This is a genomic window from Thalassotalea fonticola, from assembly GCF_032911225.1.
Taxonomy (GTDB): Bacteria; Pseudomonadota; Gammaproteobacteria; order Enterobacterales; family Alteromonadaceae; genus Thalassotalea_A; species Thalassotalea_A fonticola.
This window is the reverse complement of sequence record NZ_CP136600.1, coordinates 1,640,936-1,666,978: the sequence shown is the minus strand read 5'-3', so window position 1 is coordinate 1,666,978 and position 26,043 is coordinate 1,640,936. Positions and strand designations below refer to the sequence as shown.

The 26,043-nt window shown below is 41.0% G+C and carries 20 protein-coding genes; 12 read left to right on the top strand and 8 right to left on the bottom strand.

What is annotated here, in order from left to right; translation table 11 throughout:
- Window positions 1–99: 99 nt before the first annotated feature.
- On the top strand, window positions 100–672 hold the full coding sequence (gene miaE, locus RI844_RS06750) for a tRNA-(ms[2]io[6]A)-hydroxylase (protein ID WP_348397679.1): 573 nt from the start codon (window positions 100–102) through the stop codon (window positions 670–672).
- A gap of 103 nt (window positions 673–775) precedes the next feature.
- Here miaE and RI844_RS06745 read toward each other — a convergent pair whose 3' ends face one another.
- From RI844_RS06745 to RI844_RS06730, 4 genes are read right to left on the bottom strand one after another with little or no spacing between them, the layout of a single operon-like run.
- Entirely contained in the window at window positions 776–1,972 is a 1,197-nt protein-coding gene (locus RI844_RS06745) for an ABC transporter permease (protein WP_348397678.1), read from the bottom strand.
- Window position 1,973: 1 nt separating this feature from the next.
- A complete protein-coding gene (locus RI844_RS06740) occupies window positions 1,974–3,179 on the bottom strand; it encodes an ABC transporter permease (RefSeq protein ID WP_348397677.1) in 1,206 nt (401 codons plus the stop codon).
- Complete coding sequence (locus tag RI844_RS06735) at window positions 3,163–3,882, bottom strand: ABC transporter ATP-binding protein (protein WP_348397676.1); 720 nt, start codon at window positions 3,880–3,882, stop codon at window positions 3,163–3,165. Before RI844_RS06735 ends, RI844_RS06740 begins: the two co-directional genes overlap by 17 nt.
- A complete protein-coding gene (locus tag RI844_RS06730) occupies window positions 3,875–4,999 on the bottom strand; it encodes an efflux RND transporter periplasmic adaptor subunit (RefSeq protein WP_348397675.1) in 1,125 nt (374 codons plus the stop codon). The genes RI844_RS06735 and RI844_RS06730 overlap by 8 nt, the downstream gene beginning before the upstream one ends.
- A gap of 265 nt (window positions 5,000–5,264) precedes the next feature.
- On the opposite strand from RI844_RS06730, the gene RI844_RS06725 reads away from it, so the two are divergent.
- From RI844_RS06725 to RI844_RS06705, 5 genes are all read left to right on the top strand, one after another.
- Window positions 5,265–5,495, top strand: a complete 231-nt coding sequence (locus RI844_RS06725; protein WP_348397674.1) for a hypothetical protein — start codon at window positions 5,265–5,267, stop codon at window positions 5,493–5,495.
- 45 nt (window positions 5,496–5,540) lie between these two features.
- Window positions 5,541–6,473, top strand: coding sequence for a glucosaminidase domain-containing protein (locus tag RI844_RS06720; protein WP_348397673.1), 933 nt, complete (start codon window positions 5,541–5,543; stop codon window positions 6,471–6,473).
- Between the two features lie 100 nt (window positions 6,474–6,573).
- Complete coding sequence (locus RI844_RS06715; RefSeq protein ID WP_348397672.1) at window positions 6,574–7,422, top strand: pirin family protein; 849 nt, start codon at window positions 6,574–6,576, stop codon at window positions 7,420–7,422.
- 239 nt (window positions 7,423–7,661) lie between these two features.
- Window positions 7,662–7,832: a hypothetical protein gene (locus RI844_RS06710; protein WP_348397671.1), complete on the top strand. Its 171-nt coding sequence runs from the start codon at window positions 7,662–7,664 to the stop codon at window positions 7,830–7,832.
- Window positions 7,833–8,116: 284 nt separating this feature from the next.
- A complete protein-coding gene (locus RI844_RS06705) occupies window positions 8,117–9,205 on the top strand; it encodes a phospholipase A (RefSeq protein WP_348397670.1) in 1,089 nt (362 codons plus the stop codon).
- 204 nt (window positions 9,206–9,409) lie between these two features.
- On the opposite strand, the gene RI844_RS06700 is transcribed toward RI844_RS06705, so the two are convergent.
- From RI844_RS06700 to RI844_RS06685, 4 genes are all read right to left on the bottom strand, one after another.
- Window positions 9,410–10,399 carry an ion channel gene (locus RI844_RS06700; RefSeq protein WP_348397669.1) on the bottom strand — a complete coding sequence of 330 codons (990 nt, stop codon included), beginning with the start codon at window positions 10,397–10,399 and terminating at the stop codon, window positions 9,410–9,412.
- Window positions 10,400–10,624: 225 nt separating this feature from the next.
- Window positions 10,625–11,809 carry an acetyl-CoA C-acyltransferase family protein gene (locus tag RI844_RS06695; RefSeq protein WP_348397668.1) on the bottom strand — a complete coding sequence of 395 codons (1,185 nt, stop codon included), beginning with the start codon at window positions 11,807–11,809 and terminating at the stop codon, window positions 10,625–10,627.
- 123 nt (window positions 11,810–11,932) lie between these two features.
- The gene (locus RI844_RS06690) at window positions 11,933–12,589 is read right to left on the bottom strand and encodes a 3-oxoacid CoA-transferase subunit B (RefSeq protein WP_348397667.1); all 657 of its coding nucleotides are present in this window, start codon (window positions 12,587–12,589) and stop codon (window positions 11,933–11,935) included.
- A 15-nt stretch (window positions 12,590–12,604) separates the two neighbouring features.
- A complete protein-coding gene (locus RI844_RS06685) occupies window positions 12,605–13,303 on the bottom strand; it encodes a CoA transferase subunit A (protein ID WP_348397666.1) in 699 nt (232 codons plus the stop codon).
- 508 nt (window positions 13,304–13,811) lie between these two features.
- Here RI844_RS06685 and RI844_RS06680 point away from each other — a divergent pair.
- From RI844_RS06680 to RI844_RS06655, 6 genes are all read left to right on the top strand, one after another.
- Window positions 13,812–14,978, top strand: a complete 1,167-nt coding sequence (locus tag RI844_RS06680) for a thiolase family protein (protein WP_348397665.1) — start codon at window positions 13,812–13,814, stop codon at window positions 14,976–14,978.
- A gap of 2 nt (window positions 14,979–14,980) precedes the next feature.
- Window positions 14,981–15,394, top strand: a complete 414-nt coding sequence (locus RI844_RS06675) for a Zn-ribbon domain-containing OB-fold protein (RefSeq protein WP_348397664.1) — start codon at window positions 14,981–14,983, stop codon at window positions 15,392–15,394.
- A 3-nt stretch (window positions 15,395–15,397) separates the two neighbouring features.
- Entirely contained in the window at window positions 15,398–15,961 is a 564-nt protein-coding gene (locus tag RI844_RS06670; RefSeq protein ID WP_348397663.1) for an FAS1-like dehydratase domain-containing protein, read from the top strand.
- Entirely contained in the window at window positions 15,961–16,413 is a 453-nt protein-coding gene (locus RI844_RS06665; RefSeq protein ID WP_348397662.1) for a hotdog family protein, read from the top strand. Before RI844_RS06670 ends, RI844_RS06665 begins: the two co-directional genes overlap by 1 nt.
- A 197-nt stretch (window positions 16,414–16,610) precedes the next feature.
- Window positions 16,611–19,691, top strand: coding sequence for a TonB-dependent receptor domain-containing protein (locus tag RI844_RS06660; RefSeq protein WP_348397661.1), 3,081 nt, complete (start codon window positions 16,611–16,613; stop codon window positions 19,689–19,691).
- Window positions 19,692–19,777: 86 nt separating this feature from the next.
- Window positions 19,778–26,038: a S8 family serine peptidase gene (locus RI844_RS06655; RefSeq protein WP_348397660.1), complete on the top strand. Its 6,261-nt coding sequence runs from the start codon at window positions 19,778–19,780 to the stop codon at window positions 26,036–26,038.
- The last annotated feature ends 5 nt before the right edge of the window (window positions 26,039–26,043 follow it).

The following is a 26,043-nucleotide window of genomic DNA, read 5'->3' as shown; positions in this document are numbered from 1 at the left end:
TTGTTCACTATATTTAATGTTAATTTTTACTATAACCTCACAATAAACGTGTGTAAAATAGCGCGCAATAATTACTCGTATAGTTACAAGAATACACACATGTTTGAATTAAAATACCATACCCCTATTGAATGGGCTCATATTGCCGTTGCAGACTTTGATGCTTTTTTACAAGATCATGCCGCTGCCGAGAAAAAAGCATCGGGCATGGCAATGTCGATGTTATCGCATTATCAAGACAAAACCAGCCTGGTTAAAGCGATGACAGACTTGGCGTTAGAAGAATTGATTCATTTTAAACAAGTGTTGAAGCTAATGACTCGCCGCGGTGTTATTTTAGCCAATGATGAAAAGGATCCGTACATTAATGAAATCCGTAAAATGTTTCGTCATAGCCGCCCGGAAAAGTTTCTCGATAGAATGCTGGTTGCTGGCGTTATTGAAGCGCGCGGGCATGAACGTTTTTCACTGATTGCACAAGTGTTACCGGAAGGCAAAGATAAAAAGTTTTATGACGATATTGCCAAATCAGAAGAAAAACACAAAAACTTGTTTGTTGAGTTAGCACTTGAGTATTTTCCTGAAGATGTGGTGTACCCACGTTTGGAAGAAATCTTGATAGAAGAAGGACGTATTTGTGCGGCCTTACCGTTTAGAGCTGCTTTGCATTAATTCTCGCCAAACAGATTGACAGCTACTTCCTGAACTTGGTTCAGGATCTATTTATTTTTAAACGCTAGAGACCCTGAAATAAATTCAGGGAATAGTATTGTGGTTACTCCTCCCGCAGTGCATCAATAGGCGTAAGCCGCGAGGCATTCTGCGCTGGGTATATACCTGCAATCAAACCGATAACAGCAGATACTAATAGCGAGCCGACAAGTACGGTTAAGTTAATATCTACCGGCACATTAGGCAAGGCTAGTTTTGCTATCACCAGTAACACAAATACAATTGTGTAGCCAATCAGACCACTGACTACAGCAAGCAATATAGCTTCCGCTAAAAACAGTCGCTTTACTTGTGTCTCAGAAAATCCTAAAGCTCTCAATAAACCTATTTCTGAGGTGCGTTCGGTTACTGTTATGGTCATGATGGTGGCAATGCCAACAGATCCAACAACCAGTGAAATCATTCCTAAGGCGGCACCCGCCATTTTTATGATCAGCAATATTTTATCCAAGCTGGCTAACATGTCATCTTGGGTGATAATGGTAAAATCTTCTAAGCCATGGCGATTAATTAACTTCGGCTTTATTTGTGCAACAACCTCACTTGCAGTAATCCCCGGTTGATAAAATATATCTAACTCCATTACGCTGTTACGATTAAATAACTGCATTGCTTTGGCGGTAGGGATATACACCATGTCATCAAGATCTTGGCCCATAAACTGGCCCTTTTCAGCAAGCACACCGACTACTTTGAAGCGTTGACTGCCGACATGAATAAATTTTCCTATGGCGGAAGAATTGGCGAATAACTCCTGTTTTAAGATGGCGCCTAATACCGCAAAACTGCGCGGGGTTTTAAGGTCGTCATCGGGCAAAAATTTACCCTGCGCTATGGTTAACTTCCACGCTGTAATTGCATGATTATTGACGCCAATAATATCGGTATAACGTGAGCGGTGTTGGGCTTTGACTTTTGCTGTGCCAGCAACCACTGGGACCACAAACTCAACACGCTTTTGTTTATTAATATAAATGCCATCATCTAGTGTTAGCGGTCTAATTGTTTTTAATAAGCCGCCCATGCCAAAGGTTTCAGTTTTACCGGGGGTTATCGCAATAATGTTAGAGCCAAATTGGGTAAATTCTTGCAGTACAAACATTCGTAAACTTTCACCTATAGTGGTCATTAACACTACCGCGGCCATACCGGTGGCAAAACCGGCAATGGTTAATCCTGCTCTAAGTTTTTGCGATAACAACGATTTTTTTACCCAAAATATCAAATCATTAAAGCTCATCTTAGCTGCCCCTTAATGCCAATACAGGATCGTGTTTGGCGGCGTGAGATGCTGGTAACCAAGAAAACAATAAACCAATTGTTAATGATACAATGATGCTGGCAATCGTTGCCCACCATGGAATTGTTAATGGAAAATCTGGCCATATATTAGCGGCTAGGGTAGTTAGGCTATAACCAATAACGAGCCCAATACATACACCTAAACCTACCAGCAATAAGGCTTCGGTTAAGAATATTTGTCTGATTTCATTCGAAGTTGCCCCTAAAGCTTTAAGTAGGCCGATTTCTTGTTTTCGTCTTGATACCGAAACAAAGCTGACATTCATAATTAAAAAACCGGCAACAACTAAACTAATGGCTGCAATCGCGCCAATGCTTGCGGTCACTAAGGTCAATATTTTATCGAAAGAGTTCATCAATGAGTTTTGCGTTAGTATGGTGATATCATCTTCGCCGTCATGACGTTTTTTAATTAATTGTCGCAATTTTTCTATGGTATATTGTTCAGTTCCTGATTGCTTTAATTCCAGCAATACTCGAAACAATGCCGGTGAGTTGAATAAACTCTCTGCCGAGCGAATAGGAATAATTGCCATTTGCCGCATATCCAGACCCATAGATTCACCGCGCTCTTGCAATATGCCTATCACTCGAAAACGTTGGCCAGAAAAACGTATCCATTCGCCAATAGCGGCCTTATTACCAAATAGCTCCTTTTTAATGGTCGAGCCCAATACGCACACCGGTTTTGCCAGGTCATTAGCATTATTGTCAAACTGTTTACCTTGGCTTAATGCTAATTTACGCACAGCAAAAATGTCTTTACTGCTGCCTAACGTGATCACCTCACGGCTTTTGCCTTGATAACTTAATAGCGATGTTCCGGCAATTATTGGCGCTACAGCTTTTACCGTGCTGATTTTTGCCATAGCAATTGCATCATCAATGGTTAGATCTCTTGGCGTACTGCCGTAAATTGGCACTGAGCCGCCAGTAGTTTCTTTTTTCCCCGGCAAAACCACCATGATTTCATTGCCCAGCGCTGAAAACTCGCGCTCAATAAACAGCCTGGCTCCTTCACCTAAGCTGGTTAACAGTAATACCGATGTTACTCCTATAGCGACAGCAATAAGCAATAAAGTGGTGCGCAACTTATGCCGCACTAATGCTTGCCAACTGTATAGCCAATTATCTTGCAGTTTCATTGGTGCGTTTATCTTCAAAAATTTCGCCATCAAGCATGGTTAACTGCCGCCTTGCTCGTACGCCAAGTTGTTGATCATGAGTTACGATAATAAGAGTAATTCCTTGCTGGTTAAGCTCTTCTAGCAATTCGACAACTTCTCTACCTGAGCTTTGATCTAAATTTCCAGTTGGCTCATCAGCCAGTAAAATATCTGGCTCTAATACCATGGCTCTGGCAATTGCAACACGCTGCATTTGCCCGCCGGACAGCTGTTTTGGTAAATGATCCGCTCTGTCTTGTATGCCTAAGCGTGCAAACACCTTTAATACTTTTGCTCTTCTTGCTTTTACGCCAACGCCGGCAAGCATTAATGGTAACTCGGCGTTCTCTGCCGCGGTTAATCTGGCGATCAAGTGGAAGTTTTGAAAAATAAAGCCAACATGAGCGCGGCGCAGGGCAGCTCGCTGTTCTTCCTGCAGATTCATTGTCGCGCTATCTTTAATACAATATTCACCACTGTCAGGCCGGTCTAATAAGCCAATCATGTTCAACAGTGTCGACTTGCCTGAGCCAGAAGGGCCCATAATTGATAAGTAATCACCCTTATTTACCGTTAAGGTGACACCTTTTAATACCTGTAATGGTTGCTCGCCAATAACATAAGTTTTATTGATGTTGTCAATGTCGATTAATGTACTATCTATATGTTCTTGGTTATTCATTACTCGCCATTACTCCAGCTTTTACACCGGTTAAACCTACAGAACTGATAACTTTGTCGGTAGCACTTAAGCCGTTAATTATTTCGGTAAATTGCCAATTACTTAGGCCAATGGTGACATTTCTTTGTTCAATGAAACCGCGTTTGTTTAGCACTAATACGTATTGCTCATTAATGATTAAATCACTGTTCAGGCGAAGTACATCATCTTTTGCGGCCAAAATAATTTCGATATCGGCGCTATAACCAGCCAGAAAGTGCGGCTCTCGGTGCTGGTTTAGTTCTACTTCAACGGTAACAGTGCGCGCTTGCTTTTCATAATCTTGTACGTAAGGAGAAATACGTTTTAACGTGCCAGATATTTGTTCGCCGCGAAACGCGTCTAAACTAACTTTTACCGGTAAACCCGGCGTTAAAAAGGCGGCATCAACTTCATCAATTGGCGCGCTGATGTAGTGGCAATCGTGAGTGAGTAAATCTACTGCTGGCGGCGTTGGCACTCCAGGTGGCGATGGCATGGTATATTCGCCAACTTCTCCAGTAATTTCGGCAATTGTGCCGTTAAAAGGTGCATGCAGGTAGGTTTGTTCTATATTGGCTTTAATGGTATTAACCATAGCTTGCTTGGCATCAACTTCGGCACTCGCTGCTTCACAGCTTGCCTGGAAAGCCTCGGCATTAGCTAAAGCGCTATCGAGTTTTTCTTGTGAGGTTAAATTTTGTTTTAGCAGTGATTGCTGTCTTTTAGCGTCTTTTTTTGCATTTTTGGCGACGATACAAGCGCGTTCTTTATTTTTATTGCTTGCCGCTAAAAATGCTTCTGCTTCATTCAAATGCGCTAATTGGTTTTTATTCCATAGCGACAGTAATAGCTGTCCTTGTTCTACTTGCTGACCTTCTACAACATTAATTTGTTCTATTTGGCCGCCAATAGGTAATGACATTTTCGCGCGCATGCAAGCTGTTACTGTGCCAGCTCTGGTATTAGCTACCGTTGATTCTACTTGTCCTAGTTCAGCATACGTAATATCAACGTGCAGTGGTTTCTCTTTAGTAAACCACCAATATAGTGCAGACAAAATTGCAACAATTACGAACCATTTAAACCACTTGTGCATGTATTTTCCCTTACCTGACTTTTCACTGTTAACTTTAGTTTATCACTGTGCTTACAACAACTTGATGATCTAAAACAATCATTTACAGCTAACTCGAAGGTACGAAATACCGTATTCGCAGTGCAACGAATTCGTGATTCGTTACTCGTTATAGTTATAACTGTCATTATTTATCATAATTGGTCTTGCCAATGTCACTTTCAGTTTTACCATTTAGCCTAAGCTGTATTTATCTTGTTTTTTGTTAGTCATAGGAATTTTAATCATGCAGTTAGAAAAAATGTTAGTTGAATTAAGAAAAATCAAAGGGGTAAATTTTAACGAGTTGCTAGTGAATTTAAGTGATTATTCAAATGAGCAAGTTTGCCGACAAGCATTAGCAGGGAATAAGGACTTTATTGTTGAATTATTACGCAGAGGTGAAGTCGCCGAAATAGAAGGAGATTATTTGATCGCGAATGATTTATATAAAAACTTTGCAAAAGGCATGTTGTAGCGCTACCTTTACTTTTCATCCTTTATTATCCTCTAAGGTAGTTTAATGCAAAATCGTTGCAACTTTTTTAGTATTTCATTATTAGCCTCTTCAATATTATTAACTGCTTGTTCAGAGCCAGATAAAACGAAGGTTATTGATGAAAAATTTGTTATTGAAGCAATGAAAGATCCAATCGATGTAGAAATACATTCATTGGATGAGCTAATGGCGTTGTTCAAAGAGCACCATTACGACAGTGAAAACTGGGCTAAGGGTAATAGAGAAGTACCGCGCTTAAGTTTTGAAAAAGTCAGTGAAGAATGGAAACATACCTCGAACAACATTCCTGTAGCCCTCAAAAAAGAAGTGTTTTTCCGTTTAATGGCGCCATTAGTACTTATTTCAAACGAACGAATATTGCTTGAACGGCAAGAGATCAAAAACGCTAACCTCGATAGCCAAACCTTAAAGTCTCTCGCGGTAAAGTACTCAGTAATAGAAAATGAACAACAAACGATGACCGAAGAATTACGCACTAAGTTACTCGTTAAAGTCGATATTATGCCGCCCTCATTGGCGCTTGCTCAGGCTGCAGAAGAAAGCGGTTGGGGCACATCGCGCTTTGCCGAAGAGGGCAATGCCTTTTTCGGTCAGTGGGATTTCTCTGGTAAAGGTATGGCGCCTAAACAACAGCGTAAAGAGCTGGGCGATTATGGTTTAGCCAGGTTCGATAGCCCGCTTGGCTCGGTTGAAGGTTATATGTTTAACATAAACACCACTATGGCTTATGCCAAACTAAGAACTTTGCGAGCCCAGCTTAGAGCAAACGGTGACGCGATAACGGGCATGGAATTGGCTGGTACGCTAGATAAGTACTCAGAGCGCGGTCAAGCGTATATTGATAGTATTCGCGAGATGATCTCTTACAACAAACTGCAAGATGTTGATGAGGCTTATTTATCTAAAGACAAATTGATTCATTTACTTGGTAATTAACCAATATATTAGGATGATATCGATACTTTTTTGATATTTTATTCTTTTCTATAAACATTAATATAAGACTTATTAAACATTTATTAATAGGTCTTTTTTTATGAACACTTTAAACATTAAAGAATTGCAGTATTCTACCCCAGGCATTGCAACAAGCGATGGTGCAGGCGTTAATATGACTCGCATCATTGGCTCACCAGAGTTAAACATGCTCGATCCATTTCTTCTACTTGATGCGTTTGGCAGTGATAAGCCCAATGATTATCTTGCCGGTTTTCCTGAACATCCTCATCGTGGCTTTGAAACCGTTACTTATATGTTGGCCGGTAAAATGCGTCATAAAGACAATGCTGGCAATGAAGGCGTTATTGAACAACACGGCGTGCAGTGGATGACCGCTGGAAAAGGGATTTTGCATTCTGAAATGCCAGAGCAGGAACAAGGTTTGTTAGCTGGCTTTCAGCTTTGGGTAAACTTGCCGAAAGCCAATAAAATGACTGAGCCTAAATATCAAGAATATACTGAAGCTGCTATTCCTGTTGAACGTCATGATAATGGCAGTTTTATCCGAGTTATCGCCGGTAAAACAGAGCTTGGAACACAGGGGGTAATAAACAATGAATACGTTAAGCCGACATATTTCGATGTTACCTTGAAGCAAGGTGAAACCTTTAACCAAACGGTGAATGAACTCGATAATAGCATGATTTATATGATCTCTGGTGATGCTGAAATCGGCAGTAACCTTGCGCCATTAACTGAAAAGCAATTAGGCATATTAACCAAAGGCGCACAGGTTATTATTAAAAGCAAAGGTAAAGATATTCGATTTTTATTTATCTCAGCAACTCCCTTAAATGAACCTGTCGCTCGCGGTGGACCGTTTGTAATGAATACCAATGAGGAAATAACTCAGGCATTTGCTGATTTTAGGGCTAATAGATTTTAATGAGCCCAAACAGGCAAGGGCTGAAAAGTTAGCAGGTAGATATATTACTGTTAACTGTGTGTTAATTGAGCGATTTACTGGCTTTAAGCACCATTTTTTTAGTTGTATTGATTACCTATTTTTACACTTTTTTACATATTATAGATTTGTCTGTTAACGCTGCAAGGTGCTGACAGATCCATTTTTTCTAATATATTTTAGATTTTCTGGTATCTATCTTTTGAAATGGAAGGTGTGAAATGAAGGTTATCATTACCGCAGTTTTAGTTTGTATTATTGGTGCCGCATTTCAAGTAAATGCTGATATTTATCGTCCAGGTGTTGATGTTCTCGCTGACATTTATCGACCTGGCGTACCTTTGCTCGCTGATATTTATCAATCGGCTAGCGAATCATCAATAATCGCTTAAATCTTACTTAACCATTACATGGGAGTAGCAGAGTTTAGGGTTTTATCCTGGGGGATTATCCAAAACTCTGCTATTAGTTTTCTGTTCATCATTCTTTTTGTTGTTTCGCTGCAAATAATTAACAAATCGTCGCTTTCAACCGCTAATTGTTAATGTTTTTTTACATTTTTTATTTAATTGTTATTACTATATTGTTAATGTTTGTATTAATAACAATAAATTATCCTTAGTTCTTATTATTAATAGTTAATAATCAGCGATGGATACGCACTGAGTAATAAAACATGAATGGTTTTAAAAGTACCTCTTTAAGAACGTCGTTACTTTGCTTATCTATACTAACGTTTTTATCTGTGCAAGCAGAAGAAAATGTAGAGCAAGAAGGCAAAGCCCCACAAACGGTTGAGCAAGCTGCACAAGATCCTAAAACTTTAGCTTGTTTAATTGATAAGTTAAACAAAGCCGGTGGCCAACAACTGGTATCAGAACTTCGTAGAGAATGTGAAGTGGAAATTGATGGTCCTCAAGATACATCTAATAAGGGCGTCATCTCAAAACGATTCATAAGTGAAAGTGAAACTAAGTTCGATCCTTATGTTATAACTCCGCATAAAATGAATTACATCCTACCAGTTTCAATCTCGGATAGTATGAACCGAAAAACGTATGCGGCACAAGCTCCAGACTCTGGTTGGGCGGAAAACATTGAAGATCATGAAGCTAAATATCAATTAAGCATTAAAGTGCCGTTAAATTATGGCGACCTTTTTAGAGAAGGAGATGCATTATATTTTGGTATGACAATTAAATCTTGGTGGCAAGTATATTCAGAAGGTATTTCCAAACCATTTCGCGAAACCAATTATCAACCTGAAGTGTTTTATATGACCGGGTTAGATTGGAAACCATTTGACGGAAATACTGGCTTGGTTGTCGGAATTGAACATCAATCAAATGGACGTTCTACCGCCATTTCGCGTAGTTGGAACCGCGTATATTTAGATTTTTTATGGGAAAAAGGCGATTTTGCCGTGTCATTTAAGCCATGGTATCGCTTGTCTGAAGACAAAAAAGAAATTCAAGAAGACGGCAGTTTAGATCCTGATGGTGATGATAACCCTGATATCAATGAGTATATGGGCTATTACCAATTGGGTGCCGTATATAAGTATGATAACTTAGAGTTCAGTGTTGGTGTACGCGAAAACTTTGCCACGCATAAAGGTGCTGCTGAAGTTGGCATGACATTCCCATTATGGGGAAAGTTAAGAGGGTATGTGCAAGGATTTACTGGTTATGGCGAGTCGTTAATTGATTATAATCATAAGCAAAACCGTATTGGTTTAGGTATTGCGCTGACAAATATTTTGTAATTGAATCCTTTTTATAAGCACGTTATAACCTAAAGAAGATCCCCAATGTCGCTTGAGGTCGGCAATTGCTCCTGCATTGCTCTACCTCCTGCATCCATGCAGTCGTCCTTGGGGATGACGTGGTTAATTGTTTCTAAGCATCGCACAACACACTAAAAGGTATGCCAGCACTTAGCTCCTAGTTCCTCGCGCCTCGTTTCTTTTCTACCGCGTCATTTTCTTCACAAACACCACCACAAACAAGGCAATGGTAAAACTGCCGGTAAATGCTTCTGTTGCGGCAATAAGTCTTGATATGCCAATCGGGGTTATATCGCCATAGCCTAAGGTAGTGAAGGTGACTACCGAATAATACATACATGAGAAAAAGTGATTCAGGTTAGTTGTAAAAGGCAAGCTGGCATCAAAGTAATGTTGTTGGCCTTCAAAGTTAATACCGGTGAAAAAATATAATATCGCACAAAATAAAATCAACACGATAGAAAAATTAACGACTTTCAGCGGCTCTTCACCATAACCACAGAACAAATCCACTACTTTAGACATTAACCGAGCAAACGAGGGCTTTTTCATTTGATAGCGGCGCATAGTCAACTCTTTTTGTATAAACCGGCCAGAGAGCTTAAATATACCTTCACGCTCGGCATGTTTGCGTAGATCTCGGTATATCTCCTCCGATTGTTCAAATAAGTCTAAAGCGAGTACCAAATCATAATCATCTTGAGCTTTTTGCGCTAGGATCTCTTGAATTAATTCATTACCAATTTCAATATTTTTAATTTTAGCATTTTGCCATTTTATGCCTAATAAATTGCAATGTTTGATGTTGGCATTATGCAAATTTGCTTCGCTTAAATCGGCTTTCATTAAACTGGCATATTCAAGGTTTATATTAAACAGGTGGGCACAGGTTAAATCAGCCCGATAAAAGTCAGCGTGGCTAAAATCAAAACCATTTTTATGGTGATGGTTGACTAGATCTATACCGGCTAAGTCCGCATGTTTTAAGCTGATACCTCTTAGCATGCCGCCGTTGCGCGCATATTCTTGCAGGTTTTCTTTATCGGCAGGGGAGTCTTTAATAATGTTGGAGTCATGCCAATAACACCAGCCAGAATCGTTACATTCTTGCTCACAGGTGTAGCCTTCTTCATCAGAATACCGGCATAAATGAACGTGGTGAGAGTCAGCCATTTGTTATTATTAAAAGTCTTGTATTGATTAATTGCTAAGACTTTTAGTGTAGGTGGCAAAGTGATAACTTGCCATTCCCGGGGAGAATTCGTCATTCCCGCGCAGGCGGGAATCCATTATTTGGTATATTTTATGGATACCCGAACAGGTCGGGTATGACGTAGTCGAACTAAGGTCGTTCTGAATTCGACTCATATCGTCCTGAATTTATTTCAGGATCTAAGTTTAAACCCGCTCAATCAACGCAGCAATACCTTGACCGCCACCAATACACATAGTGATCACAGCATATTTTCCTTGAACTCGTTCTAGTTCATGAATTGCTTTAACTGTAATTAAGGCACCTGTTGCGCCAATTGGGTGACCAAGTGAGATACCTGAGCCATTCGGGTTAACTTTGTCCATATCCAGCTCTAAATCACGACAAACGGCGAGTGCTTGTGCGGCAAATGCTTCGTTAATTTCCCAAACGTCGATATCGTTTTTGTTGATACCAGTTTTTTCTAATAACTTGTTTACCGCTGGCACTGGGCCAATACCCATAACTTCAGGCGCAACACCGGCAAAGGCATAACCAACAAGTTTAGCAAGTGGTTTTAAACCATTTGCTGCAGCAAATTCACTATCTGCCATAACAAGCGCAGCTGCTGCATCATTAATACCTGAAGCGTTACCCGCTGTTACTGTGCCATCTTTTTTAAACACCGGACGAAGTTTTGCCATGTCGCTAGAAGTGCAGTCATAGCGAACATGCTCATCGGTAGTGTAAGACACTACGCCTTTGCGTGATTTAAGTTCAACAGGAACAATTTGTGAGTCAAAACGATTTTCTTCAATCGCTTTTTGCGCGCGGCGGTGAGATTCTGCTGCGGCTTCATCTTGATCTTCACGGCTAACGTTCCATTGCTCGGCAACGTTTTCAGCGGTAATACCCATATGCGTATCACCAATTGGACAAGTTAAGGCGCCAACCATAGGATCAACTAATTGCGCGTCACCCATCTTGCTACCAAAACGTGTTGATGGTGACCAGTAAGGTACGCGAGACATAGATTCTGCACCACCAGCAACAGCAACGTCACAATCATCTAGTAATAAAAGTTGCGCTGCTGAGATAACCGCTTGTAGGCCTGAACCACATAAACGGTTAACAGTTAGAGCTGGAGTTGATTCTGGTAAACCACCTTTAAGTGCTGCAACACGAGACATGTACATATCGCGACGGTCTGAGTGAGTTACGTTACCAATAACACAATGACCAACGTCATCGCTGCTAACACCTGCGCGTTTAACCGCTTCACCAACCATTTGACCGGCTAAATCTGTAGGAGCAACGCCCTTTAAAGAGCCACCAAAATCAGCGATTGCACTACGCACACCACTTAAAAATACTACTTCACGTTTACTCATTTTCATTCCTATTAACTTTTCAATTAGCTTATATCAATATAATAAGCTTTATGCTTCTGAATCTTCGTATCATTTTAGGCAAAAAAATCTGCACTATCAGTGATGATGAATACTCATATTTAGTTAAAACTGCATTTCAGGAACGTGATCTGGAACTACTAATTCACCTTCCGTTAGTTTAATAATTTCTTCAACGCTAACACCAGGTGCACGTTCAAGTAAGTGAAATTTACCGTCTTTTATTTCAATAAAGGCTAAATCAGTTAAAACCTTTTTAATGCAGCCTCTACCCGTTAACGGCAGAGTACAGTTAGAAAGAAGCTTTGATACGCCGTGCTTAGAAGCATGAGTCATAGTTACGATAATGTTGTCAGCGCCAGCAACTAAATCCATTGCGCCGCCCATCCCTTTAATAAGCTTGCCCGGGATCATGTAAGAAGCAATATTACCGTTTACATCGACTTCAAAAGCGCCAAGTACGGTTAAATCAACATGACCGCCACGGATCATCGCAAAAGATTCGGCGCTATCAAATAACGAAGCACCAGTTGCCATAGTAACGGTTTGTTTACCGGCGTTAATTAAATCGGCATCAATTTCTTCTTCAGTAGGGAAAGGGCCCATACCTAATAAACCGTTTTCAGATTGCAGCATAACTTCCATTCCCTCAGGAACGTAGTTAGCAACTAAAGTAGGGATACCAATACCAAGGTTAACGTAGTAACCATCTTGTAATTCTTGTGCAACACGTTGTGCTAATTGTTCACGAGATAAAGTCATTGTTAAAATCTCCAATTACGAACGCACAGTGCGTTGTTCAATTTGTTTTTCAAAAGTGCCTTTTATAAGGCGGTTAACGTAGATACCCGGTACGTGAATATGATCTGGGTCTAATTCACCTGGCTCTACAATCTCTTCTACTTCTACCACGGTAATTTTTCCGGCTGTTGCCGCTAACGGGTTGAAGTTACGAGCAGTTTTTCTAAATACTAGATTACCAAAGGTATCTGCTTTCCACGCTTTTACGATGGCAAATTCACCAGTGATTGATTCTTCAAGAATATAATCACGGCCTTTAATATTGCGCTCTTCTTTGCCTTCAGCTACTGGTGTACCAACACCTGTTGCGGTGAAGAAAGCTGGAATACCGGCACCGCCAGCACGCATTTTTTCAGCTAGGGTACCTTGTGGCGTTAATTCTACTTCCAGCTCGCCACTCATCATTTGCGCTTCAAAAATATCGTTTTCACCTACATATGAGGCAACCATCTTTTTAATTTGCTTATCAATTAGCAACATACCTAAACCGTGCTCGTGCGTACCACAGTTATTAGAAACAACGGTTAAGCCCGTTGTACCTTTGCGTTTAATTTCTTTAATTAGGTTTTCAGGAATACCACATAAACCAAAACCGCCAGCAATAACAGTCATGTTGTCTTCGAGACCTGCCATCGCTTCTTCGTATGAATTTACTACTTTATTAAAACCAGCCATTTCAGCTCCTAGTTATTGCCCGAAAATGTTTATCAGGCTTTATTAATTCGTTTTTAAAGTTATTACACTAATTTTTAATTGCACCTACTTTAACAAAAAGTGAGCCGAACTCAATCAAATCGCAATTTTTGTCGATGAGGATTTGGAATTAAACCTGAACAGTTTCAGTACAGACTACATTTTTACTGGCTTAGAGTGAGTTATAACCCTTTAGTAGTATAGGTAAAGTACTAGCAAATCATAATTTTAATAGAGAAATATCACTCAAATAACTCTTCATTTTGTGCAAATAAGTTCATCTCAGTTAAATCTTAGCCTGTCATTTTAAAACATTGTTGAAAATTATAAAACATGATGGTAGGGTTTATTGAGTTTGACTCATTAGTTATTTTCAACTATTGCGTTAATACAATTAAATATAGATATGCTTACTCACATTGAAATTAAAAAATACAACCTTGATGTTTGTAAAGCAGCCGAACAGTCATTCTAACTAACTGAGAAAACTATGGGCAAAATTGCAATTATCGGTTACCACGAAGTACCGACACAAATTAATCCTGAGCGTACGCGCTGGGATATCGCTGAAGAAGTGATAATGGGTGCTGTAAAAAATGCAGGCATAGATAAAGACGACGTACAGGGCTTTATTAATGTAGCACCACAAGCACAACCTGATCTAATTTCAGCAACTGCTTTTGGTTTATTACCAGAGCACTTTGGTTTTAAAAACGTTAAAGATAACGTAATTTGTAATGCCGGAGGCGCATCAACAACTAACTGTGTGCGTATGGCCGAACAATGGATCACATCAGGTATGTGTGAAGTCGTACTTGTGCCTCATATCACCGTGCAATCAGATATTCCTGCTGAAGATTTAATTACTTTCTTTGCCAAAGCACCTATGCATCAAGAATGGGAGTTCCCGTTTGGTATGACATTTAATGGCGCGATGGCACTAATTACTCAGCGATATATGCATGAAACTAATTCTACAGAAGAAGAAGTTGCTGCAATTACTCATGCATTACGTGACTGGGGTTCTCGCGACCCGTATTCGTTATTCCATAATAAACCTAAAACAACAGCAGAAGTGATGGGCGCGCGTATGATTTCTACGCCGTTAAAATCAGTTGAATGTAATATGCTAGCCGATGGTGGTGGTTGTTTAGTGATCGCTTCAGAAGAATATGCGAAAAAACATTGTCAAAATCCTGTATGGAAATTAGGTCATGGCTCTGATTTCTTAGGTGGTACACCGGTTGTTCGTGAAGATATTTTCTGGCGTGAAGGGTACCGCAAGTCATGTTCTGAAGCATTAGCACAAGCGAACTTAACGGTCGAAGATATTGATATCCACGAAATTTACGGGGCATACCCATTTACCCAAGCGAGTTATTTAGAAGCGAATGGTATTTGTGAGCCTGGTGAAGGTGCCCGTTATCATGCAGAAGGTCATACTAAACTGGGTGGCAAAACACCATGTACAACTATCGGTGATGCAACCGGTCGTGGTCACACTGGCTCTGGTGTCTCTATGGCATTTTATTGTCAAGTAGCCCGTCAGCTACGTGGTGAAGCCGGAGCGAATCAGGTAGAAGGCGCCGAAAAAGTGATGATGGTAACTTCCGGTGGTTCTGGTATGAACACCTTAGCAACAGTTTGGGGTAATTAATTATGAGCGATATGAAAAGACCACTACCAGCAATAAGCCCTGAAAGTAAGCCTTTTTGGGATGCGGTACAAGAAGACAAATTACTTGTTCAGCACTGTAACAGCTGTGATACCAATATTTTTTATCCACGACGTGTTTGTCCAGAGTGTTGGTCGAAAGATATAGGGTGGGTCGAAGCCAATGGTACAGGTACCATTTATTCAATTACTACCACTTATCTAGGTACAACATCAGAGTTCACTAAAGAATTGCCGATACATGTTGCCTATATTGATCTAGATGAAGGCATTCGTATGGCAAGTAACATTGTCGGAGATGGTGCTGATACGGCTAGAATTGGTGATCGTGTTGAAGTTGAATATGTAAAAGCAAATGGCGATTTTAAACTTCCGCTATTTCATTTGATTGAGGAATAACCTATGGCCTCAGATAAACCAAGCTGGGGCATGCAAGGTACCTGGGAACAAGCATTATCTTACGTAGGTAAGGTGGTGGGCGTTTCTAAAGGTGCCGATGCAGTGGATGCTTCTAGTGTACGCCGCTGGTTAGAACCCAAAGAATTCACTTGCCCGTTATTTACTGATGAGCAAGCAGCTATTGCCTCTGGTTTAGAAGGTAAAATAGCACCAAGTGCTATGGCTATGACATTTGGCCAGCCTACTCATTGGCAAGCGGGCGATAAGCGCTTTGAAATTGGCGATGCGCCTATTCAAATTCCAATTCCTGTCATTTTTGATGTACCAGCACCGTTTTCATTAAGTTTTGCAACCTCTATGGAAATGGAGTTCTTCAAGCCGTTATACCATGGTGATGTTGTAACAATTACTCATGAGCTAGTCTCATTAGTTGAAAAAGAGCTGCGCGTTGGTAAAGGAGCTTTCTTTAAGCAAAAAGATACTTATACCAACCAAAATGATGAAATAGTAGCCGTTGGTATTTTAGATATTTTCCGTTTTAACCCGGTAAGCAAAGGAGAAGGTTAATGACTGATAAAAATATAAATCAAACCGTTGACTGGTCTTTGCAAAAAACAATGCAAGACATCAAAGTTGGCGATGAGTTATCACCAATTTATATTGATATCACCTTGCAACGTTTGGTGATGGAAGCTGCGGCGAATCGCGACTTATCGTTAATTCATCATGACCAATCCATGGCACAAGCAACAGGGGCAAAAGATGCTTATGCCAATACCTTTTTCTTGTATGGCATGATTGAACGTTTGGCGCGCGAATGGGGCGGTTTAAAAACCTTCATCCGTAAAATTGGCCCACTTAGAATGCTGTCTTTTAACTGTACAGGTGACAAGTTAGCGTTCCATGGCAAAGTCAGTGAAATCATCACAGTCGAAGATACCGTTATCCTTGATGTTTGGGTCGATAACGCAGGTAAAGTCAGCGCTACTTCACAAGTTAAAGTTATTTTGCCTAAGTAAACGAAATAAGAAACAATTAAATTATCAAAGAGGGTCAGAGTCAAGTTAATTCATTTAGTTAACTTGACTCTGACCCTCTTTTTAACATTTTTTCACGTCTAGTAAACATCCTACCATGATATAAAAATTCGCCGATTTTTTTCTAAGTCAATCGGCACATATAACTAAAATAATTATTATCAGTTCAGGTAGTCGAAATGAATGTACCAATGAATACCCTAGCGCAAAGCATACGTTACTCGTTATTCGTCTCTGCATTGGCTATGCCAGTGAGTGCTTATGCTTTTCAAGATGAAAGTGTCGAAGTTACGCAAGAGCAGACTTTGCAAGAAGAAAGCGAAGAAGATGAAGAGATCGAAGTTTTTCAAGTAACCGGCTCTCGTATTAGCCAAACCTCATTTGAAGGTCCAAGCCCAGTTACCGTTATTACCAGTGAAGATATGCTAAAAAAGGGGCAATTGACATTATTCGATGCTCTACAAGATTTATCACAAAACACCGGCACAGTTGATACCGCTGAAGTAGGAGCCAGTGGCTTTACCCCCAATGCCAATGTCGTGAATTTGCGAGGTTTTGGCCCTCAATACACTTTGACACTGATCAACGGCCGCCGTTTAGCCAATTACCCAGCAGCTTATCAATCGAATTCTTCCGTGGTAAATATTGGAACCATTCCCGCTGCGGCTATTGAACGCGTTGAGGTGTTAACCACAGGTGCATCTGCCATATATGGTTCAGATGCTGTTTCCGGGGTTATTAATGTTATCTTGAAAAAAGACCTGGATGGGACTGATGTTGCGCTAACCTATGGTACTGGTGAGGAGCATGGCAAAGGCACAACTCGTGTGCAGCTTACCCACGGAATAGATTTTGATAAAGGAAACTTAACTCTGGTTGCTGAGTATCAAGATGTCGGGTTTATAAAGGGCGGCGATATAGATGATATCGATTCGGCCTATGATTTCCCTTTTGGTGATCCGGTTATGGCCCGCGGTGCGGTCCTTATTGATAATTGGGCCGCCTATGACTATTTGCTAAACCCAACTGATGAGCCAACTTATTTAGATCCAGGCGAAAATGGTTGTAACGAGTTGCCTTGGACCAGCTATGAAGACCGTAAACAATTACCACAAGCCATTGCCGCAGGGCAAACCAGTGGTTCATGGGGGAATTACTGTGGATTTGACAGCGCAAAATATCGAACGCTTCGCCCTGAGTCGGAAAAGTTCTCGTTTATGGCGTCGGGAAATTATGATCTAGGTGATGATATTACCGGTTTTATGGACTTGCTATACACGCAAAACACATCCACAACCGATCATGGTTATATTGCTGTTAACGGCGGCACAATCGAATTAGAAACTGGTGAGAATCAATTAAAAGTTAAAGATGCTGATGGTCAATTCTTAGTTATGCCTGATTGGTACACTATGGGCCGCATTTTACCATCAGAAGAAATAGGCGATACCGGTTATCATTTTGACGAACAATCACTAAGTATCACCTTGGGCGCTAAAGGTTACATTGGCGAACATGCCTGGGAAGTGTATTTTACCGATTCTCGTTATGAACTTGAAAACGATCAACGGGCATTACGTTATCAAGAAACCGAAGAAATGTTTTTTGGTGAATATTTAAAAGACCAGCTTGGCGTTAAAGTTTATGACGGCACAGGCAGCCATGATATCTACGAGCCACTGAATGCCGATGAAGTGCGCCGTTTAGTCGGCACAACAACCTCAAACAATAAAACCGAAGCGCAAACTGTAAGTGCCGTAGTAAGTGGTGATTTATTTGAAATGCCAGCGGGACCTGCTCAGTATGCGTTTGTTGCTGAATACGTTAATGAAACATTTGAATACGTACCTGATGACTTAATGACTGAGCCTGAAGGAGAAGGTTGGTGGGGCTTAGCCGGATTTGCCGGTTTTGGAGAGCGCTCTCGTTCATCTACTGGTATTGAAACTAAATTTCCAATAGCCGAGAGCATAAATGTTGGTGTAGCACTGCGTTATGATCAATACGATAATGGCTCAACGGCAAATTCAGGCGATTTTACTCCTGCCTATAACGTAGAATTTAGACCAAATGACGAATGGCTATTTAGGGCAAGCTATTCACGCTCATTTAAAGCGCCGGATATGCAAGCCATATTTACTCGTTCACGCGCATTTTCATACGGCACTGATTATGTATCGTGTTATGAAAATAGCTTTGCCGGCTCAATTACCCCGCACGAGTTTATTCAAGATGAAAAATACTACAGTGCTTGTATGGGAACGCAATTTAATGCTGAGCAATTACCCAACAAAGAGCTAAAAAACGAAGAAGGCACATCAATTGGCTTAGGATTTGTTTACTCGCCAATGCCTGAGCTTACCTTAAGTTTTGATTACTACGATGTAGAAATCAGAAATCAGGTACAGCGCGGTAATATTTCTTCAATTTTACTCGAAGACTTTCATTGTCGTTACGGCACGTCAGATTCTGCGCCAATTTTTGGTTGTGATGTAGTAAGTGGTACCGATGAAAAGCCTGGTTTAGTCATTCGTGAACCGATTCAAAACCCAGATGACCTTTTTTCACAAGGTGGTTTAGAAACGGTTAATACTACCGCATTTAATCTAGCGTCTTATCGTCAAACCGGTATCGATTCCAGTGTTGATTATTTCTGGCAATTAGATTCTTGGGGGGCGTTAAATCTTTCGGCCAATCATACCGGCATTTTAACTACCGAATATGATGCCATTGAAGGCGATGATGAAATGCCATTTGGTTTTAGTGACAACATTAACAACCGTGAGCCACAAGATGTGATCACCGCTTCAATGACTTACATCTTTGATAGCTTTTCAGCAACGTTATCCGGTCGTTATATGAGTGGTTTAGCACCGCACCGAATTCAACTGAAAAAAGATGATAACGGCGACATTATTTTCTTTGATAAATATGGTGACCCACTGAATTATGAAATTACTGACGACAGAGAGTATCTGGTTACCGACGGTTACTACCAAGGTGAAGATGCTCGCAGTGTTGGTGAAGCTAAGCAGTCGCAAAAACGTTTAGATCCTTATGTGACGGCAAACCTGGTGCTTGCTTATCGCATGAATGATGGCGACACCAATGTGTCATTAACGGTTAAAAACGTATTTGATGCCAACTCTCCTGATGATGACTCGTTTATGGCAACTGAATGGCCATGGTATGACATTTACAGCTATTCAGGCTCTGCCTTAGGTAGAGAGTTTTACTTGAACGTGAATCATCATTTTTAAGAAGCTTTCGGGCGTTAGTTACTTAAACATATATTGAAAAAGGCAGCTAGGGACGGCTGCAATATAAAAGAAATAAAGGGTTATTTATGAACACCAAAAAATTACTGTTAGCAGGTTTTAGCGCACTCTATATGAGCGGCGCAGTATCGGCGGCTGAACTATGGAATGCTGATAAAACTGAGCTTCCCGCACACTTAATAAAATCTAATCTTCGCCAACAGGTTGATATTCCTGCTGCTGCGATATCAAGCACTGTTAGCGCAGTTAAACTTGACCGGTTAACTAGCATGCCTGAAAGCACTAATGTTGTTAATCGTCAAGTTACTCGCCGTGATAAGTTTATCAGTGACCCCGAAATTACTGGGATACACGACTTTTTCATCATTATGGAGCAAGCCCCTGTAGCACTATACACAGGTGGCATCAATGGCTTGGCGGCAACGCATTTAAAAACGGTTGCCAAAGAGCAACAATCAGGCTTGATGACGAATGATTCGAGTGCGAGTAAAGTCAGCCATGATCAGCTAAAACAATTACAAAAGGCTGCTAATTATCAATCACGGGTGAACGCTTACCAACAATACTTGCTGCAATCTCATCAGCAGTTAGTAAGCAGTGCTGCACAACTGGGCATGCAGTTACAAATAAAGCATCAGTACACTAATGCACTTAATGCCTTTACTGTAAGTATGGATCAAAACCAGGCAGCAGAGCTTGCAAATTTAAGTTCAATTCGTGCGATTACTCCGGTAAAGACCTATTTAACTGAAGGTATTGAACACGCCAATTTCCCAAGTTCACATGAAGTAACCAATGCCAATAAACTTTGGCAACTTGATGGCGGTTATAAAGGCGAAGGCATGATCATCGGTGTTGCCGATACCGGAATTAATCCTGCTAGTCGCTCATTTAGTGAGATTGGTGATGATGGCTACGTGCATCAAAACCCGTTAGGTAATGGTAACTTTTTAGGCGACTGTGCGACAGATGAATGGCGCAGCTTGTGTAATAACAAATTAATTGGGGTGTACTCTTATCCACAAGTGACCTCTTGGTATCGTAGTCAATTGGCCAGAGACGTGATAGAAAAACGTGGTGAAGAAGTTGATCTTTCGGGTAATGGCATGATGCGCCCGGATAATGGTATTGATTATGTGGGTCATGGCAGCCATACCTCAGGCATTGCCGGCGGCAATGTGGTTAATGATGTTGATTATTTATATCGACAATTTAGAGCCGGTCCTGGTGTTGTTGGTGGTGAAGAAAAGCTAGGAACGGTAACTGGCGTGGCACCACATGCTAATATCATTTCTTATCAAGTGTGTTTACCCGGTGGTGGCGGTGACCCTATGGCCGGCTGCTTGTCAGATGTGATGGTTGCGGCCATTGATCAGGCGTTAATAGATGGCGTTGATGTACTTAACTGGTCTATTGGTGGTGGCTCTCGCGACCCATGGGGCGATCCTATTCTCTTAGGCTTCTTATCCTTAAAAGAGCAGGGCATTCATGTAACGGCGGCAGCCGGTAATAACGGTGGCTATCAACAAGTATCAAACGTTACACCATGGTCGTTATCAGTGGCCGCTACCGAGCTTGGTCGAAAACAAGAAAATATTGGCTCTGCCACATTGCAGTTCAGCACCGACGGTATTGATTTTAACCGGGTTGATTTAGGCGGTGATTTAGCGCGCAGTATTTCTGGTGAAGTTACCGCTCCGGCATTTTTAGCCGCTGAGATGGGAGCGTGTATTAATGATGATTGTAGCCCTGCGCCTGTTTGTGAAGATGACTACGACATGATTAATGACATGTGCTATCTGCAATGTACCGATATACAAGAAAGAAACTCAGAAACGTTGTTATGTGAATTAAAAGATTCTCAATTAGGCGCAGATGGCAATAAATGCTTAGTGGGTGAGAAGCTGGATGATTTTGGCAATTGTGTTGATGATCATAGTCATGGTTTTAACAGTGTGACTTGGGAAAGCATCTGTGCAGGTGGGGAAGCGGTAATTTATCCACAATTTGAGGGCATAGGTATCGATCCAAGTGTGGAAATAGATGATAGTTATGCCCAACAAGGGTTTGCATGTCCAACTTATCAGATAGAACAATGCGCTGAAAATCATCAAGGCTTTAGCGGCGCCTCTGCGGGTAAATGCTGTGCTTATGGCGTAATAGATGATATTAGCTTGGTTGATAGACAAATCTGGCCAGGTCATCCATTTAATATTACTGACAGTTTCCATGGTGCCTGTCATGGTCCAACTGGGCCAATGAACTTAGAAAATGGTAAAATTCTGGAAAAACTAACAACATTATCAACCTTTGGCCATAGTATTGAATCAGTTGTGGAAGCTAAACCAAGTGCAGTTGTACAAACGTTAGCGCCAATTGCACCATTAATGAAGGTGTTAGATGGCGACCCTCATTGTCTTGACTTTGACCGTTGGAAAGACCCGATTGATCCTAGCTTTAATTTTGATTTTAACGACAAAATTATTGTATGTGCCCGTGGCGATGACACCGTTAAAAATAATATACCGCGTTTGCAAAAAGCCGAAAGTGCAGGTGCACTTGGCGCTGCAGGTATGGTGATGTATAACGATAATAAAGACTATGGTTATAACTCTCGTATATCACTTGCGGTTAATATCAAACATGAAGATGTTGATACTGGTGAAATCAGCTATACGCCGTTTCCTTATATCCATGTTGGTAATGCTACCTGGAAAAAAGGCTTAGGCCGTGAAACGCTGCGTCAAAACTTTTTAGATAATGATACTATTTATTTGACCATTAATTCGGTCAAACAAGGTGTCGATTATGATCCGAAACAAATCAAAGACTTAGCTGGCTTTTCATCGAAAGGTCCAAACAGACATTACCCTAGCTTAATGGGGCCATCAATTGCAGCGCCCGGCGTTAATATTTACGCACCGTTTACTAATGACGGTGCATTCCAGAATAAATCCAATTCAGCGGATTTCGCTTTTGACACAGGTACATCAATGGCTGCACCACATTTAGCCGGTGTTATGGCGCTGATGACGCAAGTACGACCTGAATGGTCAGCAGCAGAGCGTGAATCGGCGATAATGCTGAGTGCCGGGCAAGTAACCGGAGGATCGTGGAAACGTATTAATTGTTCAGGTTTAGATATTGAAAATAATATTGATAACACTGATTATGCCAATGGCACCGATAGCGAACTATGCCCTGAATATGATGAAGATAATATTTTCCATCAGAAATTTATCTATGAAGCCCCTGTCATTGACCCAGAAACTGGTGATTTCCTTAAAGACGATGAAGGTGAAGTGATCGAAAAAACATATTTCAGTTATTTCAAACGTCAAAAAACCAAATCTTACGAAGCGGGCTCTGGCTTGGTGGATGTAAAAGCGGCGATTAACAGCGCTATTTTAATGGATGAAAGTCATACTAATTTCTTAAATGCAGATCCTAAAAAAGGAGGCGATTTACGTCAGTTAAATTTACCTTATTTGTTTGATGGTGAATGTGCAGGCACATGTCGTTGGACTCGCACTTTTACTTCCAATGCGGCAGGGACTAATACCTGGAATGTTAATGTTGAAACTGGTGAAACTTCACTACAATTAGAAGCGTCGCCGAGTAACTTTACCTTGCAAAAGGGGCAGTCGGTTACTGTTTTATTTACCGCGACCATGCAACGTGCTAGCAGTGCCAATAGTTTTGGTACCGGTATGGTTTCTGGTGAAGTGCATCTGATCCCTGAAAATACCATGCTTGGTAGTTCAAAGCTGCCAGTTGGCGTTGCCTTAGTTGAGTCTCGTTTGCCGTTAATTGCCAGCGGTGTTGCCAGTGAAAATATTGGTCAATTTCCAATCAACAACATTGCGCCTTGGGGATCAGCCGATGATTTAATGGCAAAAGTTTATCAGTCTGGTGCGGTCACATACTTAGCAACAAACCCTAGTGATGCGACTAAGGTAGCGAAGCAGGGGGCTGGAGAGTTCACCCTTTCTGATATTGGCAATGGTGGCACCTGGGTTGGGCAAGTAGACTTATCAACGGATGATACGCCAACGAATTGGGATTGGGAAAATGCTGCCAATGATGATTCAGTGCGCTTACTTTGGGTAGATATACCGGCTAATACCAAACTGTTCGGTGTTGATGTGTTGGAGCGAATTGCCACAACGTCTACTGAAAGTGGCAACCCTGGGGAGTTTTGGCTTGCCGGTGATTTGTTCATCGCTGTAGGTAGAGATAATAACGGCAATGGCGAGATTGAATTTGAACAAGAGGGAATTTGTTTATCAACTTCAGATATCATGAATAACAATTGTATGCTAACCAACCCCGCATCAGGTCGTTATTGGGTTTATTTACAAAATGTAGGTGATAAAGGGTCGAAAGGAATTTTTGAATACTTGCGCGATACTTATCAATACGCGGTTACTGTGGTAACCGATCATGAATCCGATGTATTCAGTGTTGTGGCGCCACAAAGTTATGATGGTACAACACCTATGTCTTTAGATTTAGTCTACGATGTGGAACTTAACCAAGGCGATGCCTTATACGGTATGGTTGAACTTGGCACCTCTGAATATAATTTATCGAATTTAGGCGCTATGCCAGTTCGCTTAAGTCGCGGCGAAGATGCCTTTACTATGCAAGTTTCAAATAACAAAATTAAAGCAGGTAACTACATTAAAGTAGATGTAAATTACGCGAAAAACCACACCGGCTATGCGCGCAGTTTTGAGCTTGATTTTGAAGTTCCTGAAGGGCTAACTTACATTCCATACAGTATTGGCGGTGATCCACGCTTTGTCACTGGCTATAGTGACGACGCCGAAGGCATCACTATTTCTGGTAATCAACCAAATAGCTATAACTTGTTACCGTTTTATCAAATGACTACCAACGTTAACCCACAAATTGAAGAGTTTGAAAACCATCCTTTAGCAGTTAAATACTCTGCAATGTGTGCAACACCGCCTATGGGAAATTATTTTGATGGTAGCAGTCCAAAGGGGGGGTATGTCGATATGGCTAGGTTAAATCCACGCGCAGCAACACCCCCTTATGGCTCAGAAGAGCCAGATAGAATGGGCTCATGGCAAGACAATCTGCGAATTGATGTGAAGCAGCTCTTTGGCTTTGCCAGTGAGGCTGATTTTAATCTTTTTGATGCGCCGAATAAATACAATGAACTGCGCGTCAGCCCTATGGGGTATATCGATTCTGGTACCGATTATCCACTATTCGGTATCCCTTATGGTGACCCATTTGGGACTATGCACGGCTTACCTGATATCCGTTTAGGACCATTAATGATAGGTTCACACTCGATGCAATTAACCACAGGTAAAGTGACACCAAAAGATTCTTTGGATGCATTTGATGCACAAGGCATTACCGTAGGTGCATTTATGAGTGAAACCAATAAGAACATTTTAATAGAGTGGGATAATGCTTATACCATTGAAGGCCAACGTTATAGTTATGGCTCAACCGGGATTAACCAAAATGACAGTTATGATTTTCAAGCCATTCTTGATTTAGAGTACAGCTACGAAATGGGCAGCTATGAAATTATTTATGCCTATGACAACTTGAATATGACGCATAGCAAAGGTTCAATTGGTTTCCATGGAATGGCAGGCGTCCGTGGCGTTTTTGGCCCTGCCGGCGGTTTTAGAAACAACAGTGTTGCTTACGATAACCTGGAAGATATTTTGCACGATGATTTGGTCATTTGTTTTGATTTTATTGGTGCAGATTACTCAAAAACCAACTTTAGCTTCTGGTTAAAAGTTGATGAAGGTTATGCTGGGCAAGAGGTCGATTTAACCGTTAAGACAAAGCTTAACCGTATTACGAAGTCTGTTACGCAGACATTATCAGTTGCAGGTAATATTAGCATTAATGAAATTTCTGATGTGGTTATCAATCAAGGTGAAACGTTATCAATTCCAGTTATTTATAACGACCTTGAACATGATGCTAATGTGATCTCGGTAGATAGTAAACATCTATTGACTAAAATTTCAGGCAATGAACCTGGCGCTATGTTAACTATTGACGCCAGTTGTGATTTTAGTGGTAGCACCGAAGTTGACGTTATAGTTACTGATAGAGAAAACTCAAACGATGTTGCTACCACATCGTTTAGTGTTCAGGTACAAACTGTTGCTGGCTTCACTCCTAGTTCAAACTGTTCAGGCGATGAGAGTAGCGCTGCAAATACTGACGATTTAAGCGATGATGACAGTTCAGGCGGTAGCATGGCTATTATGATGTTATCTCTACTGTTCTTATTAAGACTGGTTCGATTTAAACTGGTTAAATAACGCTA

Bases quoted from the DNA above. Each gene is read 5' to 3' on its own strand.
- RI844_RS06685 (WP_348397666.1), bottom strand. From the start codon at position 13,303: ATGGCTGGTTTTAATAAAGTAGTAAATTCATACGAAGAAGCGATGGCA.
- RI844_RS06735 (WP_348397676.1), bottom strand. From the start codon at position 3,882: ATGAATAACCAAGAACATATAGATAGTACATTAATCGACATTGACAAC.
- RI844_RS06695 (WP_348397668.1), bottom strand. From the start codon at position 11,809: ATGAGTAAACGTGAAGTAGTATTTTTAAGTGGTGTGCGTAGTGCAATC.
- RI844_RS06690 (WP_348397667.1), bottom strand. From the start codon at position 12,589: ATGACTTTATCTCGTGAACAATTAGCACAACGTGTTGCACAAGAATTA.
- RI844_RS06660 (WP_348397661.1), top strand. From the start codon at position 16,611: ATGAATGTACCAATGAATACCCTAGCGCAAAGCATACGTTACTCGTTA.
- RI844_RS06745 (WP_348397678.1), bottom strand. From the start codon at position 1,972: ATGAGCTTTAATGATTTGATATTTTGGGTAAAAAAATCGTTGTTATCG.
- RI844_RS06715 (WP_348397672.1), top strand. From the start codon at position 6,574: ATGAACACTTTAAACATTAAAGAATTGCAGTATTCTACCCCAGGCATT.
- RI844_RS06730 (WP_348397675.1), bottom strand. From the start codon at position 4,999: ATGCACAAGTGGTTTAAATGGTTCGTAATTGTTGCAATTTTGTCTGCA.
- RI844_RS06700 (WP_348397669.1), bottom strand. From the start codon at position 10,399: ATGGCTGACTCTCACCACGTTCATTTATGCCGGTATTCTGATGAAGAA.
- RI844_RS06655 (WP_348397660.1), top strand. From the start codon at position 19,778: ATGAACACCAAAAAATTACTGTTAGCAGGTTTTAGCGCACTCTATATG.
- RI844_RS06670 (WP_348397663.1), top strand. From the start codon at position 15,398: ATGGCCTCAGATAAACCAAGCTGGGGCATGCAAGGTACCTGGGAACAA.
- miaE (WP_348397679.1), top strand. From the start codon at position 100: ATGTTTGAATTAAAATACCATACCCCTATTGAATGGGCTCATATTGCC.
- RI844_RS06675 (WP_348397664.1), top strand. From the start codon at position 14,981: ATGAGCGATATGAAAAGACCACTACCAGCAATAAGCCCTGAAAGTAAG.
- RI844_RS06725 (WP_348397674.1), top strand. From the start codon at position 5,265: ATGCAGTTAGAAAAAATGTTAGTTGAATTAAGAAAAATCAAAGGGGTA.
- RI844_RS06740 (WP_348397677.1), bottom strand. From the start codon at position 3,179: ATGAAACTGCAAGATAATTGGCTATACAGTTGGCAAGCATTAGTGCGG.
- RI844_RS06720 (WP_348397673.1), top strand. From the start codon at position 5,541: ATGCAAAATCGTTGCAACTTTTTTAGTATTTCATTATTAGCCTCTTCA.
- RI844_RS06705 (WP_348397670.1), top strand. From the start codon at position 8,117: ATGAATGGTTTTAAAAGTACCTCTTTAAGAACGTCGTTACTTTGCTTA.
- RI844_RS06710 (WP_348397671.1), top strand. From the start codon at position 7,662: ATGAAGGTTATCATTACCGCAGTTTTAGTTTGTATTATTGGTGCCGCA.
- RI844_RS06665 (WP_348397662.1), top strand. From the start codon at position 15,961: ATGACTGATAAAAATATAAATCAAACCGTTGACTGGTCTTTGCAAAAA.
- RI844_RS06680 (WP_348397665.1), top strand. From the start codon at position 13,812: ATGGGCAAAATTGCAATTATCGGTTACCACGAAGTACCGACACAAATT.